We start from the raw sequence: 15,564 nt of genomic DNA on the forward strand, positions 1-15,564 counted from the left end.
TTAATCTCTTAAATCTCCTTGCCCGCGCCACGGATACCAATAGGTGTCCTCGGGCAGTTGGGCTTGGGCGCGCTTGTCGCCCCCGCACAAAATGTTAATGCGGAACGCAAACGATAAGTTTTGGTTGCGGTCGCGCACGGTAAATTCCAGGCGCGCGTCGTGGAAATCGCGCGAAACGCGGATGAGTTTGTTAAAGCCTACTAAACTGCCGCGGAACAGTACCGCATCTATCCCCAGGTCCGCAAACCATTTGCCGCTGGCGGGGCGGATACCCCAAGTGGTTGTAACGGTGTAGCGGTCGGAATTTGTTTCGTATTTAGAGCCGGGGTCAATATAGTCGGCAAAGTTGTTGAGTCCCAAACCGATTAACTGGTTTTTATAAACAAAGTTGGACTGGGCGATAAAACTGACGTTCTTTTCTTCCAAGTCGTACTGGTCCTGCACAAAGAAACTTACCGCGCCGTCCGGCGAGTTGTAACCCCACTCCAACAGGAGCGGCTCTATGCGGGATTTTAAGTGCTTCCAGTTTTGCTCGTAGCCGAAGCCGTCCTTTAAACTGTATGTATAGTCCGAAAGGTCAAACCCCGTTTTAAAGCGGACATAGGTGTTAAAGGTCGGGCGGTAATAATTGGTTAAATACAGGCGGTTTTTTTCAATGCCTTTATCGTGCGAAACCTGATCCGAAGTAATCGTGCCTGTGGAAAGGCGCTTGGTAAATTGGTAGCCGAAATCCGTAGAGCCCAAGAAGGTATGCGTCTGCATATTTAACTGGGTGCCAATGCGGCCCACCCAGGCGTCCTTGCCGTCCTTATATTGACTGTCAGCAAAGGTAACGGTTTGGTCGTAAAACACCTGCGGCGTAAACGTCAGCCCGCGGGAAAGGCGCAGGGCTTTTTCCGTCGTCCACTTGGCGTGGGCTTGGCGTTGGTAGGGGCCTTCCTCGTTGGGAATACCGTTTTTATATTGCAAAGTGGAGGTGTTGTTAAAATCCACTTCCAAGTGGTGCGAGGCTTTTAACAAGGGATCGTTAAACGGCAGCAGCGCGTATTTGATTTCCGGCAGAACGCGCTTTTCCGCCATAAATTCCTTTTTGTTCCAGTCAAAAATATCCTTTTGCTGGTAACTTACGCGCAGCGTAGAGCGGCGGGTTTGGCGCGCCAAAGAGAAGTTTGTCTCTTGGTCCGGCATAAAAATATACGGGTTACCGCGGAAGAAGGTGTCATAAAAATACGGGTCGGACACCATACGGAATTGCGTTTGAAACTGGTACAGCGCGCCGGTGGGGTTATTGAAATGGTCGGACGAGTCGTACATTTCCCACCAGTAGCCGCCTTGCACGCCCCAGCGTTTCGTGCTGGCGAGGTCTATTTCGTCGTTATCGGCTTTGTCATTAATGTAATACACTTCGCCGCTTCCGCGTAACGTGTCGGATTGTACGGCGGTCAGTTCTCCGCCAAAGCCGAACGAGGATTTGGTATAGTAGTCCAAATTCAGTTTAGGGCGCAGTTGCAAAAAGGGCTGGAAGACGGTGGACGTCATAATACCAAAGCCCGTTTTATTGCTTTGGGTAAATTCTACATAAGTGGTCCACGGTTTTTGGGAATCCAGCGAGCGCCAAAATACGGGCAGATAAAATACCGGGAAGCCGTCCAAGCGCAATACAGCGTTGGTGCCGAACACGCGCTTTTGCGGCGAAACGGTCAACTTGCCGACGGAAAGCGTATAGTGCGGGTCGGCTTTATCACAGCAGGTTACGGTGGCCCCGCGCAGGGTCTGTTTACCGTTTTGCGAGGACATTTCCTTGGCGGACAAAATGCGCAGGGGGGGATATTCGGTGGAAATATTTTCCGCCGTAAAATCTTTTGTGGTGTAATTGACGGAAATATTATTCCCTTCCAATACGCCGCCCAAACCGTCTTCTACCTTCATTGGCCCGACGGACGTAATTTGCGTGTTGGCTTGGTCCAGCGAAATATTTTCGCCCGTTACGGTGCGTTTTTTGCCGTCTTGGGTCTTTTGGATGACGGTTACGTTGCCCGAAAGATTTACTTTTTTGTCGTTGGGTTCCACGGTGGCTTTGTCCGCCGTGAAATAGACAAAGGCGTCGCTGTCGGGCGCGGGCAAAACATTGTCCGAGCCCCACCCGGGCACGGCGAAACACAAACAAGCCAGCAAGAACAAAGGAGAAAAGCGTTTCATTGTAAATTTTCTTTTTGGGCGCGGTAAATGGCGTACATTGCCGCCCCTACTCCGCCGATGTTGGGGTTTTGCGAAACGAGCAGTTTCAAGCGTTTAAACGGCGTTTTGAACGGCTGGGCATCCAATACGCGTTTGACGGCGGGCATAAAATATTTGGCTGCGCCGGACACGCCGCCCGTCAGCACAATGGTATCTACGTCTAGCACGAGCATAAAGTTGGCAAGGCCCACACCCAAGTAATACCCGGTATCTTCCCACACCTTTAAAGCGGCCTTACAGCCTTTTTCGGTGGCGCGGGAGACGATTTCTATTTTAAAATCCGCTTCTGCTTTAACCATTTGGGCCAAAATGGAGTCGGGGTAGTCCACGATTGCATCATACACCCGGCGTTTAATGCCAATCGTGCCGACAAACGCTTCCAAACACCCGCGCGCGCCGCACCCGCACAAGGGGCCGGTGGTTAAATCGGCAATTTTTGTGTGCCCGATTTCACCCGCGGTACCGTTGGAGCCTTGGTAAAGTTCTTTATTGATAATCATCCCGCCGCCTACACCCGTGCCCAGCGTAACTACGAGGACATTGGTGCCTTGGCGTTTTAAATCGGCTTCGTACACGCCCCAAGCGGCCAAGGTGGCGTCGTTGGCGATAACGGGGCGGATACCCGTATGCTTAAACAGTTGTTCCGCCATTGGCCAGTCGGTAACGTCTTTAAATTTTAAGTTGGGGTTATAGCGTAGAACACCGTTTTGGTTGTCCACATCCCCCGGAGCGCCCACGGCCACGGCTACGCGCTGGTCGGCAAATTCCTTTTGGATAGCGTTGATAAAATCGCCGATTTGCGCAATAAAGCCCTTGGAACCCTTGGAATAATCCGTTTCAATTTTTTCTTTGCGGAAGATTTCCCCGTGTTCGTTCATTACAAATAATTTAACAAAGGTTCCGCCGATATCTACGCCTACGCCAATCATAAATTCTCCTTACTTTCCGGGTGAGCGTGGTTATACACGCTTTTTAATTTTTCAAGCGATACGTGGGTGTAAACCTGCGTAGCCGCCAAACTTTTGTGTCCTAACATCTCTTGTAAACTTCTTAAATCACAGCCGTTATTTAGCAAATGGGTGGCAAACGAGTGTCGCAAACTGTGCGGGGTAACCTTGCGCGCCAAGTGCGAACGGATGGCCGTATTTTTAAAAATGTACGCCAAACCGTCCCCCGTCAGCGGTTTGCCGTTTTTGTTTAAAAAGAGCGCATCGTCCGGCTGGGGGTTCTTTCGCTGGGCCAAATAGATTTTTAAGGCGTTTAACGCTTCATCCGTTACAGGCACCAAACGCTCCTTAGACCCTTTACCAAACACTTTTACCAGACCGTTAAAATAGTCCACATCCTTTATGCGCAGGCCCGTTACCTCGCTGCGGCGCAGACCGCTGGAATACATCAGTTCAAAAAGGGCCTTGTCCCGCGCGGCAAAATGCTTGCTGTGGGCGGCGGTGTCTAACAGCCGGTCCGTTTCCGCCACGGATAAAAATTTGGGCAAAATCTTTTGCCGTTTAGGGGCGGGCAACAGTTTGAACGGGTTACGTTCCAACTTGTCCTCCGCCAGCAAAAACGCCGCAAAACTGCGCAAGGAAGCAATCTTGCGCAAAATGGTATTGCGCGCGGGATCCTCGTGCGTTTGCAGGGCGGCTAAAAAAGAACGGATATTGGCGGAAGTAAAATATTTTAAATCGTTTTGCTTCCGCGCCTTAAAAAAGGCCAAAAACTCCTGCAAGTCCGCGTGGTATGCACGGATAGTGTGGAACGAAAAATTTTTGTTTTCCAAGCGTTTTAAAAACGCGTTAATCCACTCTTCCATATTTTGTTGCCCGTTATTTGGTTTGGGCCGTCTTGGCCGCGTGGGCGGCCTTAATCTGCGCGATTTCCTCGGGCGTTACCGTTACAATCGTTTTGCATTTGGGATAGCCGGAGCAACCCAAAAATTCCCCGCGTTTAGAGGTGCGCAACACCATCGGTTTGCCGCATTTTTCGCAAAGGCGGTCCGTAACAATCGGGCCCGTGGAAGCCACCTTGTGCCCTTCGGCGTCCAAGGAATATGTATTCTTGCACTTGGGGTAAGCCGAGCAGGCCAAAAATTTGCCTCTTCTGCCGGTGCGGATTACCATCGGCGCCCCGCATTTGTCGCAGACTTCGTCGGTTTTTTCGGGCTGGACCTTTTCGCCGGAACTCGTCAAATTGATTTTGCCCTTGCACTCCGGGTCGCTGCAAACGAGATACTCGCCGAAGCGGCTTCTCTTTTTGAGCATCATTTTGCCGCAAATCGGGCATTTTTCGTCCGTTTCCTTGGCGGCGGGGCGTTGCATTCCCTTGTCTGCTTCGGCCAGTTCTTGCTTGAAATTGCCATAAAAGTCAGAGAGCAGATTGACCCATTTTTGGCTGCCTTCGGCCACTTTATCTAATTGTTCCTCTACGCCTGCGGTATAGGAAAGGTCCATAATTTCCTTAAAGAAATCCTTTAAACTGTCCGTAACCGTAATGCCTAGGTCCGTGGCGACCAATTTGCTCGTTTTGGGTTGGCGCGCAATGTATTTGCGGTCCAAAATCGTTTTAATGGTCGGCGCATAAGTGGACGGACGGCCGATGCCGTGCTTTTCAAGCGTTTTAATCAAACTGGCTTCGTTATAGCACGGGGGCGGGGTGGTTTTGTGGTCCTTGGTTTTGATGTCTAACAGTTTCAGTTCGTCGCCCTCGGCAAGCACCGGCAGCAAAGCGCTGGCATTTGCGTCGTCGTTGGACGCGTCGTCATCCTGGTCCTTATAAATGGATAAGTAGCCCGGAAATTTGACCGTGCGGCCGCTGGCGCGGAGCATACATTGTTTTTCCTCGCCCGAAGCAATATCAATAGAAACCGTATTGAAAACGGCGTCGGCCATTTGGCTGGCCACAAAGCGAAGCCAAATCAGTTCATACAGTTTGTACTGGTCGGCGGTTAAATAGGGTTTCATCGCCTGCGGCGTGCGGCGCACGTCGGTGGGGTGGATAGCCTCGTGGGCTTCCTGCGCGCCCATTACTTTGCTTTTGTAAACAGGCTGTTTGGCGGGCACAAAGGCCGGGCCGTATTTCTCTCCGATGAACTTTTTGGTTTGCTCCTGCAACAGTTTGGATACATTGAAAGAGTCCGTTCTCATATAGGTAATAAGACCGATGGTCTGGCCGGAAATTTCAATACCTTCGTAAAGGTGCTGGGCCGTCATCATCGTTTTTTGGGAAGGAAAGCCCAATTTGTTGTACGCATCCTGCTGCATAGAACTGGTAATAAAGGGCGGTTTCGGCTTTTGCTTTACTTCCTTCTTTTCCACCTTGGCTACTACATTGGGGCCCTTTCTTAACAGGTCCGAAAGCGGAGCCAGTTTTTCCGGCTTGTCAAAAACGGTGGTTTTAACTTTATAATCTTCGGCAAACAGTTTATACGTGGTGGTTTGCTCTACATTTTTGCCCTGCCATTTGGTTACACGCGCCCAAAAGGATGGTGCGGCATTGGGTTTTTCAAACTGGGCGCCGATGGTCCAGTATTCCTGTTCTTTAAATTCGGCGATTTCCTTGGCCCGTTCGGCTAGCAACCGCACGGCTACGGACTGCACGCGCCCCGCGGACAAGCCGGAGGTAATCTTCTTCCACAAGAGGGGGGATAATTTGTAGCCTACAATGCGGTCCAAAATGCGGCGCGCCTGCTGGGCGTTGACGAGATTGTCGTCAATTTTGCGGGCGTGCGCAAAGGATTCCTTAATGGCCGAGGGTGTAATTTCGTGAAAGAAGATACGCTGATAGCGGTCTTTGGGGAGTTTTAACAGTTCTACCAAGTGCCACGCGATGGCTTCGCCCTCGCGGTCAGGGTCGGTAGCGAGGTAAATTTCGCTGGCGTTTTTGGCCGCGGCGGTCAGTTCGGCAATCAGCCGTTTGGCGCGCTCCACCGGTACATAAGTGGGATTGAAGCCGTGCTCAATATCTACACCGATATCCTTGGAAGGCAAATCGCGTACGTGCCCAAAGGAACTGCGCACAATAAAATCGTTTCCTAAAATTTTGCTGATGGTTTTCTGTTTTGTGGGAGACTCCACAATAACCAATTTTTTACCTTTTACATTGGTGCTTGCCATAATTCACTTCCTTATAAAGTGTTAAAATTTGCTCTTGCTGTACAGGCCGTTTTCGCAGGCCAAAAATCCTTTTACTTCCAAATCAAATAAAAGTGAGGCCGCTTCGGGCACGTCGGCGTTAATTGCCTCGGCTATCTGGTCCAAACTGGCCTGGCCGCCGCCTACGGCGGCCATTACTTCGCGCTGCCGGGGCGTCAATTCTTCCTCCGGTTTTTGGGGCGTGTCGTCCTTCTTTTCAAAGAAGCGGCTGTCCAACCCAAAGCGCAGTTGCTGTGGTATATAGTCTAGTATATCTACAACAGAGGTTACAACCCCTGCCCCGTCTTTTATTAGGTTATTTGGGCCGCCGGACTGCGGGCTGTCTATGGGGCCGGGTACGGCTAAAACGTCTTTTCCCATTTCCAGGGCGAGTTTGGCGGTAATCAGCGCGCCGGACTTTATTTCGCCCTCTACCACCACAACGGGCTGAGAGAGCGCGGCAATAATGCGGTTTCGGCGCGGAAAATGGAAGGCGTTTGGCGGACGGTTAAACGGCAGTTCGCTGATGACGGCCCCGCCGTGTTCCAAAATGGCCTTTTCCAAGGCGCGGTTTTCGGGTGGATAACAACGCCCTACCCCGGTGCCGATAACGGCTACCGTCGGCTTTTTTAGGCGGACGGCGGCGGCGTGGCACTCGCTGTCCACCCCCCGGGCTAACCCGCTGACAACCGTTACCCCGCAAGCGGTCAAATCGCCCGCCAATTTAGCGGCGGCGCGGCGGCCATAAGGGGTAATTTTGCGTGTGCCCACCATCCCCACGCAGGCCTGTGTGGGAGGGGGAAGTTTGCCCAGTACATAGATAACGACCGGGGCTTCCTTGATATTTTTTAAAGATTGCGGGTATTCCTCGTCTTCCGGCAGATAAATGTGTCCGCCCAATGCGGCGGTTTTATCCCACTCTTCTTGCGGGTCCAGCGCAAAGGCGGCCTGTAACAGGTGGGTGGCGGTGGAGAGGTTTAAATTGGCTTCTTTGGATAAGGTTTGCGCATCTTGGCGCAGAATTTCCTCGGCGGAGCCAAAGATTTCAATCAGCCGTTCCAGCCAGTCGGCCCGGAAGAACAAAAAAGCGTTTAAGCGGATTCTTGCCAGCCGTTCGGCGGCGGAAACGGACGGATTCATATTAAATGTCGGCTACTCCTTTGCGGTCTAACGGGCGGTATTGCATTACTTCCACCAAATGTTTGACTTCAATATTGTCTTTTCCGTCCAAGTCGGCAATAGTACGCGCGGTTTTTAAAATTTTATCCAAACTGCGGGCGCTTAACCCAAATTTGCGCATAGCGGTTTCCAAGATAGCATCCGCCCCGGCGGGAAGCGGGCAAAAGTCCTTAATTTCCTTGGGCGTCATAAACGCGTTGGCCGTGGTGGCGGAGTTAGCAAAGCGTTTGCGCTGGATTTCGCGCGCCTTTAACACGCGCTCACGGATTTGGGCCGAGGTTTCTCCCTCGCTCTTTTTGTTCCAATCGGAATATTTAACGGGGTTTAAATTAACGGTTAAATCAATACGGTCTAGTAGCGGGCCCGAAATGCGCGACTTATAGCGGTTTACCTGCATAGGCGAACAGGTGCAGGGCTTTATCGGGTCGCCCAAGTGGCCACAGGGGCAGGGGTTCATTGCCGCAATTAACGTAAAGCGGGCCGGATAGGAAACGGTTTCTTTGGCGCGGGAAATGGTTACGCGGCCATTTTCCAGGGGTTCGCGCAATACCTCTAAGGACGAGCGGGAAAATTCCGCAAATTCGTCCAAAAACAGCACGCCGTTGTGCGCCAAGGATACTTCGCCCGGCCGCGGCGTGGAGCCCCCGCCGATGAGGGCCACATCCGAAATGGTGTGGTGCGGGTCCCGGAACGGGCGGCGGGTCAACAAGCGGCTCTTGCCCATTAAGTTGCAAATGGAGTAAATTTTGGTAATTTCTAATGATTCTTCCTGCGTGAGCGGCGGCAAAATGCCCGGGAAGCGTTTGGCCAGCATACTTTTGCCCGTACCCGGCAGACCAATCATCAGTACGTTGTGCCCGCCTGCGGCTGCAATTTCCAAGGCGCGCTTGGCGAGGGCTTGGCCCTTTACTTCGCTGAAATCCAATTCTTGTACGGGGGCTTCTTCCTCTTGGGGCACATAGGCCAGTTTTACGTCCTGCAAGGTCTGTTTGCCTTCCAAGTATTCGGCCAAGTCTTTTAGCGTGTGCGGCGTGATAAACGGCGCGCCGGACACTTGCCCTTCCAATACGTTTTGCGGGGGAATAACGGCGGTTTTGCCCAGTTTCTTGCAGGAAATGAGCATCGGCAGCACGCCTGCGCACGGGCGGAGCGAACCGTCCAAGGCCAGTTCGCCAAGTACCAGTAAATCCTTTATTTTGGCGGCGGCTTCGGGCGAAAGTTGCTCGCTGGCGGCTAAGATACCCAAGGCAATGGGCAAATCAAACTGCGTGCCGCTTTTGCGCAGTTCTGCGGGGCTTAAATTAACGGTAATGCGCTTGGTGGGGAAATCAAACCCGCTGTTGCGTACGGCGGCTACCACGCGCTCCTTGCTTTCGCGCACCTCGGCATCGGGCAGACCGACTACGGCCAAGGTAGGCATACCGGGCGCGATATCCACTTCCACGGATACCGCAAAGCCTTCTATCCCCTTAATGGCTCCGGTGCATACATTGGCCAGCATAATCAGTTAAAACTCAACACGATGGCGTTAGGCGTAATGGTAACCACCGTAAAATTAATGTTATATTTGCGGATAATTTTGGCGGTTAATTCTTCCGGCGTGCCAATATTAGCCGAAACGTCAAACTGCGCCGCGGAATTGGCGTAGCGCACCAAGTTGTAGTCTTCAATTTCGCGCAGGTCCTTTAAAATATCCTGTACCTGTTTCAAGCGTTCAATATTGCCTACATCTTTGACGGTTAAACTAAACACCTTGGCAGAATTGATAGCCGAATTAATGGGCTCCACGAGGCGTTTGGCGGCGGCTTCGCACGCGGCGGAAATAGACTTTTGCGCCGCAATGTCGGCCAGCGGGTCCAAGCCGCTTAATTGGTCGGCCCCTTCGGCCACTACGGCATAGTTGTTGGTGGCAAAGGTTTTAATGGCCGCGCGGGCGCGGTACGATTTAAAGGGCGAAGCGGCCCCGGGCAAGGCGGCAATGGGGTTGGTTTCCACATCCGCCACAATTACAAAGCGCGCACCTTCGGTGCGGGCCTTGTCAATGACTGAGTTGGGGTTTTCAATATTGTTTTGGCTCAAATTGTCGCCGTTGATTAAGGCGAAGGGCTGGCTCTTTAAAGCGCGGTAAATGGCCTGTTTGCAATCCTGTTTGAGGGAAATATCCTCTCCCACCATTTCGCGGGACGTAACCAAAATATTGGTTTTTTTGGCAAAAGCGTCGGCTTCGGACTGTTTTATAATATCGCCGATATCCTTTACCAGCACCATTGCTTTGATTTTGGTGTAATATTCATCGCCCTTGCGGTAGGATTTGGTAACGTGGCTGCGGCGGATGAAGCCGGCCGTTTTGGAGACGATTTTATCCTCCACTAATTGCGCTTGGTCCACGGTGGTAGCCGACGAAATAAATACGCCCGCCACCTTTTCCACAGCGGATTTTTGGGCGGCTAAAATGCCGTCCTTCTTCATTTGTCTTAAATTGTTTTCGTTATAAGGGACCAAGGATTCGGCTTCCACATATTCGCCTTCGCCTTTCGGCCCGATACGAAGCGACCCGCACGCCGATACGACAAAAGTGCAGGCTAACAGCAGAAATAAAAGTTTCTTCATTATTTTTTACCCTCCGGGTCCAGCCCTGCCGCTTTCAGGCGCGCTCTGTCCAAGCGCATAATGACGGCGCACCCGCCGTCCTCCATATATTCGGTGGAAATGAGTTCCATTTGGCGGATAACGCCCTCGGCGGAAGAATCAATCGTGCTGCCTACGGATACGGCGTCCACTACCTGCACATTGGATTCCAAATTGGCGCCGTACAATACTTCCGTGGCCCGCTGGTAAGCGTGGGCAATGGCGGCTTCGCGGCTCATAATGCGCCGCTGGGAATCGCTCGTGTGGTTGGGGTTGGCGGCCCCAAATCCGCGCACCCACAGATAGTTGTTATCTAGCAGGGTATCGTTAAAGGACGGGGCAATCGCGCCGTCCTTGACGGCGGATTTCATTGTGCCCGCACAGGCGCACGCAAAAAGCGCGGCGGTGCAAAGCGCTAAAAGTTTCTTCATAAGTTACCTCAACAATTCGGAAATTACCTTTACATAGGTGCTGGGGGCTTTGGTATCTTCGTAATTGATAATCCCGCAGCGGATGAGCATAATTTCCAGCATATGCGTAAGAATATCGTAGAAATTCTCGCGCACGGACGGGTCGCACACTTGGAGCGACGGGCCCAAAATAACGGCGCCTTTTAACTTTTTATTGTCGCACAGGTTGGCGATTTTAAAGGCGGAGGAAATGATATTTTCCGTGGCGTAAGAGGAGCGCACGGCAATATCAAATCCGCCCGAAATGCCCAGTTCCTTGGCGCGCTGTTCCAGGCAGAACACCATCCAGTTCATCAAATGAGAACTGTTCTGCGGGTAGAAGAAGCCAATGCGGCCCCACTCGCCGTTGCCCACCGTAGAAAGAGTGGTAATGCTTTCCGGGTCGCGGGTTAAAATTTCGCTGGTGGCGTCTTCGCCGTTGGTAGCCAATAATTTCTCAAAAATGGCCGCCTGGGAGCGTTCCGATTCCGGCAGGTTGGGGAAAATCAGGTTTTCCAACACTTTTAAGCGGCGGATACTGCGGGTAACGGTGCCCAGCGTCATATGCGCGCCGCCGAAAAATTCGGTTACTTGGGTATCGTTCAAATCCACGCCGTTTTCGGCAAGCATTTTTTTGACGATTTTTAAATGCGCAGAGCCGCCCGCGGGCTTTAATTCCGAAATCCAGCCGGAGTCCAAGCGGAAGCGGATTAATTCTTCCAGTTTTTCCAAACTTTCCGGCGGATATTTGGACGTGATAACAATCTGCTTCTGCTCGCGCAGGAATTTATTAAGCAAATTGGAAATATGCACGCGGTTTTGCTCGTTAATGGCCAGCAAGTGGATATCGTCAATAAGGAGCACCTTTACGCTGTCCATAAACTTATCAAATTTTTCAATGTTGCCTTCCATTACATAGCGCTGAATCCCGCGCGAAAGGCGCACGCCGTTCGTCAAAAAGATGTTTTCCTGTCCGAACTTTTTGGAAAACGCATACGCCATTGCGTTTAAGAAATGCGTTTTGCCCGTTCCGGTGGCTCCGTGCAACACCAAGGGGTTGTACAGTTTGCCCGGGTTTTCAATGACGGAAATAGCCGTCGCGTGCGCGAAGCGGTTGACGGACATTACCATATTTTCAAGCGTGTAAGTGGGCACTAACGGTACTTCCAAGGGCCAGTTGTGCTTTTTGATTTCCGAGAGCGGAATTTCAATGGAGTGGTCAATGGTTTTCGTCTTTTCTAAAATCGTTTTGCCTTCCGCCGGGGCCGGCATAGCCGGTTTGGGCTGTTGGACAGGCTGGGGCCGTTGCGGTTGCTGGACGGGCGGCACCGCCGGAGCGGCGTGTACCGGGGCAACGGGAGCCTGCGGCTGCGGAGGCACGGGCGTATGCGCCGGAGCGGGAGCCGACGGCTCGGTTGTTAATTTGCGTCTAATGCGAAAAGTGGTTTTTTCTGCGTTGTTTTCTTCCATAATAGATTCCCCCGGTTTTACCGGAACAAAAGGTTTTTGAACGGCCGGAGCGGCGGGCTGGGCCGGGCGCGGGGCCTGCGGTTGGACGGGAGCCGCCGGGTGCACTTTGGGCGCGGCGGGCGGCACGGTTTGGTGGAACGACTTTTCGTACTGGTTGTGCATTAATTCGGTGTTAATAGTCGTTTCCAAATGAAAGGTTTTGTCCAACGAGTCTATTTTTTGTCCGCGGATAGTAATTTCCGGCAAATCGCCGCTTTCCTGCGGCTCTGCCTGCTCAATCACGGGCGCGTGCGGCACGGTGTTAAGCAAATGTTCCTCTTCGGGAATTTGCCCGTGTATCGGTTCCGTCAGTTCCACCGAGGCTTCCTCGGGCGCGGGCCCTAAATTAAGGGGCTCATCATCCTCCGGGCGGACGGTGGATTTTTCTATATTTTCAAAGGGGTCCGCCACAGACGCGCGGTCTGCGGGTTTGTCTAATAAATCAAAGGGGTCTTGCACGGTATCCTCTTTTACGGCTTCTTGTACGGGCTCTGCCTGAACAGGCTCTGCGGAAACTTCCTCAGCAGATATGGGTTCAGCGGAAATTTCCGGCAAGGGCTGTCCGTCAGCGGTGGCTTCCAAGGTTTCTTGCTGTTCCGCCGCCGGGCGAACTGCCGCGTGGAGCGGTATATCTACATCCGCCTGAACCTCGGGTGCGGCTACCGTTTTGGCTTCCACCGCCGGGATAGGCGGCACGGTGTTGGCGTGTTTTACAAACCCTGTATCCTTTTGGGAAATTTGCCCGGTAACTTTATTTAAATCGTCTAAATCAATAATGCAAGTTTGGTCCTTTATCTTCTGTTCAAAGACGTTAAAGGATTCTTCCAAACTGTCTTTGCCGTCGGCCAGCACATTTATTTTTTGCTCTCGCTGCTGCTGGTTGTTTTTTACCAGTTTTTGGTTTTCCAAGTCCAGGAACATATCGTACTTGGTTTCCGCCGAAAAGATATCCTCTAATGGCATATTGTCCAGCATTGTGCCTTCCATATCCTTAATGAGCATATCTTTGTCGTTAATGGTTAGAGGGGCCTGTTCCTCGGCGGGTTTTTCTTCCTTTACAGGTTGCGCCTCAATATCAATAGGTTCGGCCTGCGGCGGAAGCGGCGCGGCGGGCGGATTAGGCTTAAAGAAACTGTCCTCCGAAGCCACTTGCCCTACGGACCCGGCCAAGTCCGCTTTCCCGTTAAAAAGAGGGTCGCCCAAGGCACCATCTGGTGCGAATTGGTTTACCTTATTAATTTGGACCACGCCTTCCTCGGTCGCCGTACGGATTTTGGACAAGGTGTCCTCGTCCAAATCCGTAGGCAGTTCAAAGGAAAAAGTAAACGGCGGCAGGGCTGTGGTAGGCGCAGAAGCGTAACCCGCCAATTTTTTGGCGAGCAACTGCGCATCACGGTCTGTTCCGTCCGTTACTAAGGTGTAGCGGAGGTTTTGCGTGGCTGGGTCGGTACGGGAAAGAATATCCCAGTTGGTAATCATTTGCCCTCTACAATTTTTACACCGCTGCTGGCGCCAATGCGGGTAGCCCCGGCGGCGACCATAGCGTCAAAATCTTCGCGCGTGCGTACTCCGCCGGAGGCTTTTACCTGCATATGGGCAGGAATAGATTTCTTCATCAAAGCGACATCCGCCGCCGTAGCGCCGCCACCCGTAAAACCCGTGGAGGTTTTGACGAAGTCGGCCCCGGCTTGTGCGGAAATTTCGCACGCTTTTACTTTTTCGGTGTCCGTCAGTTGCGAGGTTTCAATAATTACCTTCAAAATGTGGCCCTTGCAGGCTTCTCGGACGGACTGGATGTCTTGCAAAACGGTATCGTAGTCTTTGTCTTTGAGCGCGCCAATGTTGATAACCATATCAATTTCGTCAGCGCCGTTTTTGATAGCGTCTTGGGTTTCGTATGTCTTGACGGCTGTGGTATTGGCCCCCAATGGGAAGCCGATAACGGTGCACACTTTTACGTCCGACCCGGCCAAGAGTTCTTTGGCGTAAGACACCCAGAACGGGTTAATGCAAACGCTGCAAAAGCCATATTTGCGCGCTTCGTCGCAAACACGGAGGATATCCTCTTTTCCGGCAATCGGTTTTAAAATAGTGTGATCAATCAGTTTAGCCAAGTTCATACGAAACCCCTTTTAAAGATTATTTATTGTAGTTGATAATGCGGGCGAATTTTTCCGCAACCAAAGACTGACCGCCCACCAAGGCGCCGTCCACATCTTGTTTGGCCATAATTTCGTCCACATTGGTGTCTTTTACGCTGCCACCGTACAAAATGCGGGTAGCCCCGGCAAACGCGGCGGAATAGGCTTTGCCTAAATACGCGCGGATAGCGGCGTGTACTTCTTGCGCTTGATCCGGCGTGGCGGTTTTGCCCGTGCCGATAGCCCAAACGGGTTCATAAGCGATGATAAGGCCTTTTAATTGTTCTTCGGTAAAGCCCTTCAAGCCGTTTTTGAGTTGTTCTTCAATGACGGAAAGAGTTTTGCCGGCTTCGCGCTGTTCCAAGGTTTCACCCACGCAGAAGATAACGGTCAAGCCGTGGCGCAAGGCGGCGGCTACTTTTTTGTTCAAAATTTCATCGGTATCGCCGAAAACACTTCTGCGCTCGCTGTGGCCAATTAAGGTGTGGGTAGCGCCTGCGTCTTTGGCTTGTACGGGGGAAACGGCGCTCGTAAAGGCGCCTTTATCTTCCCAATGTACGTCTTGGGCGGCTACTTGGATTTCGGAACCTTTGGCGAGTTCCGCCACTTTGGCAAGCGATGTGTAAGACGGCGCAACGATAATTTCAACGTGGTTTTTATTCCCGGCTTTGGTAAGAGCAGTAATAAGGGCGGTAGATTCCGCGAGCGTATTGTGCATCTTCCAGTTTCCGGCAATGATAGGTGTTCTTTCGGTCATTTTAATTCCTCTTTAAATACAAAATAGAACGCTCTCCCGCGCGGGGAGAGAAACTTCCTATTAAATACTATCATAAAGAAAGCGAAATGAAAAGGGGCGGCGGAATTAGTCGTGGCTAAATTAGTGGTCAGCCTGAATTGCCGCCCTTACCGCTAGGCGGAACCCGTAGAGTTGCTGTGCGGGGCTATTAATAGGTTTCAGGAACTACCGATTGGGTTGTTTGTCTTTTGTATTGTAGTTGCCGTCATCCTGGAAAGTCGTAGTCCAGGATCTGTCGTTAGTAAAAAAAGGAAAACAACGGATACTGGAACGCTCCGCGCCGGCAAACCTTCCAGTATGACCTTTATTTTTATAACCAGCAAACGACCCAAGATGTAGATTCTGAAACAAGTTCAGGATGACCCCTTTTCTTCATAAAGCCGTCATCCCGGAAGGTTTTTATTCGGGATCTCGTTGTTTGTTGTTCTCTTTTTAGCAGTTGTTTATAAAGGAGTTGTTTCGTTTTTTTTTTTTGTTAAAATTTTGATAAATTG

General features: G+C 51.6%; 11 protein-coding genes. All 11 read right to left on the reverse strand.

Annotated elements, in window-relative coordinates:
* From lptC to tpiA, 11 genes are read right to left on the reverse strand one after another with little or no spacing between them, the layout of a single operon-like run.
* A complete protein-coding gene (lptC, locus tag B2118_RS04815) occupies nucleotides 1-2,199 on the reverse strand; it encodes an LPS export ABC transporter periplasmic protein LptC (protein WP_428053684.1) in 2,199 nt (732 codons plus the stop codon).
* The gene (locus B2118_RS04820; RefSeq protein WP_428053686.1) at nucleotides 2,196-3,167 is read right to left on the reverse strand and encodes an ROK family protein; all 972 of its coding nucleotides are present in this window, start codon (nucleotides 3,165-3,167) and stop codon (nucleotides 2,196-2,198) included. The genes lptC and B2118_RS04820 overlap by 4 nt, the downstream gene beginning before the upstream one ends.
* The gene (gene xerA, locus B2118_RS04825) at nucleotides 3,164-4,051 is read right to left on the reverse strand and encodes a site-specific tyrosine recombinase/integron integrase (RefSeq protein WP_428053688.1); all 888 of its coding nucleotides are present in this window, start codon (nucleotides 4,049-4,051) and stop codon (nucleotides 3,164-3,166) included. The genes B2118_RS04820 and xerA overlap by 4 nt, the downstream gene beginning before the upstream one ends.
* Nucleotides 4,052-4,064: 13 nt before the next feature.
* Entirely contained in the window at nucleotides 4,065-6,350 is a 2,286-nt protein-coding gene (gene topA, locus B2118_RS04830) for a type I DNA topoisomerase (protein WP_428053690.1), read from the reverse strand.
* 21 nt (nucleotides 6,351-6,371) lie between these two features.
* On the reverse strand, nucleotides 6,372-7,508 hold the full coding sequence (gene dprA, locus B2118_RS04835; protein ID WP_428053692.1) for a DNA-processing protein DprA: 1,137 nt from the start codon (nucleotides 7,506-7,508) through the stop codon (nucleotides 6,372-6,374).
* A gap of 1 nt (nucleotide 7,509) precedes the next feature.
* The gene (locus tag B2118_RS04840) at nucleotides 7,510-9,048 is read right to left on the reverse strand and encodes a YifB family Mg chelatase-like AAA ATPase (protein ID WP_428053694.1); all 1,539 of its coding nucleotides are present in this window, start codon (nucleotides 9,046-9,048) and stop codon (nucleotides 7,510-7,512) included.
* Nucleotides 9,049-9,050: 2 nt separating this feature from the next.
* On the reverse strand, nucleotides 9,051-10,157 hold the full coding sequence (locus B2118_RS04845) for a hypothetical protein (RefSeq protein WP_428053696.1): 1,107 nt from the start codon (nucleotides 10,155-10,157) through the stop codon (nucleotides 9,051-9,053).
* The gene (locus tag B2118_RS04850; protein WP_428053698.1) at nucleotides 10,157-10,606 is read right to left on the reverse strand and encodes a hypothetical protein; all 450 of its coding nucleotides are present in this window, start codon (nucleotides 10,604-10,606) and stop codon (nucleotides 10,157-10,159) included. Before B2118_RS04850 ends, B2118_RS04845 begins: the two co-directional genes overlap by 1 nt.
* A gap of 3 nt (nucleotides 10,607-10,609) precedes the next feature.
* Nucleotides 10,610-13,612: a DnaA ATPase domain-containing protein gene (locus tag B2118_RS04855; protein ID WP_428053700.1), complete on the reverse strand. Its 3,003-nt coding sequence runs from the start codon at nucleotides 13,610-13,612 to the stop codon at nucleotides 10,610-10,612.
* Complete coding sequence (deoC, locus tag B2118_RS04860) at nucleotides 13,609-14,253, reverse strand: deoxyribose-phosphate aldolase (RefSeq protein ID WP_428053702.1); 645 nt, start codon at nucleotides 14,251-14,253, stop codon at nucleotides 13,609-13,611. The genes B2118_RS04855 and deoC overlap by 4 nt, the downstream gene beginning before the upstream one ends.
* A 19-nt stretch (nucleotides 14,254-14,272) precedes the next feature.
* Entirely contained in the window at nucleotides 14,273-15,031 is a 759-nt protein-coding gene (gene tpiA, locus B2118_RS04865; RefSeq protein WP_428053704.1) for a triose-phosphate isomerase, read from the reverse strand.
* Nucleotides 15,032-15,564 lie beyond the last annotated feature (533 nt).

Source organism: Candidatus Avelusimicrobium stercoris (genome assembly GCF_002437085.1).
Lineage (GTDB): Bacteria > Elusimicrobiota > Elusimicrobia > Elusimicrobiales > Elusimicrobiaceae > Avelusimicrobium > Avelusimicrobium stercoris.

Coding starts and splice junctions, on each gene's coding strand:
- lptC (WP_428053684.1), bottom strand. CDS start 2,199: ATGAAACGCTTTTCTCCTTTGTTCTTGCTGGCTTGTTTGTGTTTCGCC.
- B2118_RS04820 (WP_428053686.1), bottom strand. CDS start 3,167: ATGATTGGCGTAGGCGTAGATATCGGCGGAACCTTTGTTAAATTATTT.
- xerA (WP_428053688.1), bottom strand. CDS start 4,051: ATGGAAGAGTGGATTAACGCGTTTTTAAAACGCTTGGAAAACAAAAAT.
- topA (WP_428053690.1), bottom strand. CDS start 6,350: ATGGCAAGCACCAATGTAAAAGGTAAAAAATTGGTTATTGTGGAGTCT.
- dprA (WP_428053692.1), bottom strand. CDS start 7,508: ATGAATCCGTCCGTTTCCGCCGCCGAACGGCTGGCAAGAATCCGCTTA.
- B2118_RS04840 (WP_428053694.1), bottom strand. CDS start 9,048: ATGCTGGCCAATGTATGCACCGGAGCCATTAAGGGGATAGAAGGCTTT.
- B2118_RS04845 (WP_428053696.1), bottom strand. CDS start 10,157: ATGAAGAAACTTTTATTTCTGCTGTTAGCCTGCACTTTTGTCGTATCG.
- B2118_RS04850 (WP_428053698.1), bottom strand. CDS start 10,606: ATGAAGAAACTTTTAGCGCTTTGCACCGCCGCGCTTTTTGCGTGCGCC.
- B2118_RS04855 (WP_428053700.1), bottom strand. CDS start 13,612: ATGATTACCAACTGGGATATTCTTTCCCGTACCGACCCAGCCACGCAA.
- deoC (WP_428053702.1), bottom strand. CDS start 14,253: ATGAACTTGGCTAAACTGATTGATCACACTATTTTAAAACCGATTGCC.
- tpiA (WP_428053704.1), bottom strand. CDS start 15,031: ATGACCGAAAGAACACCTATCATTGCCGGAAACTGGAAGATGCACAAT.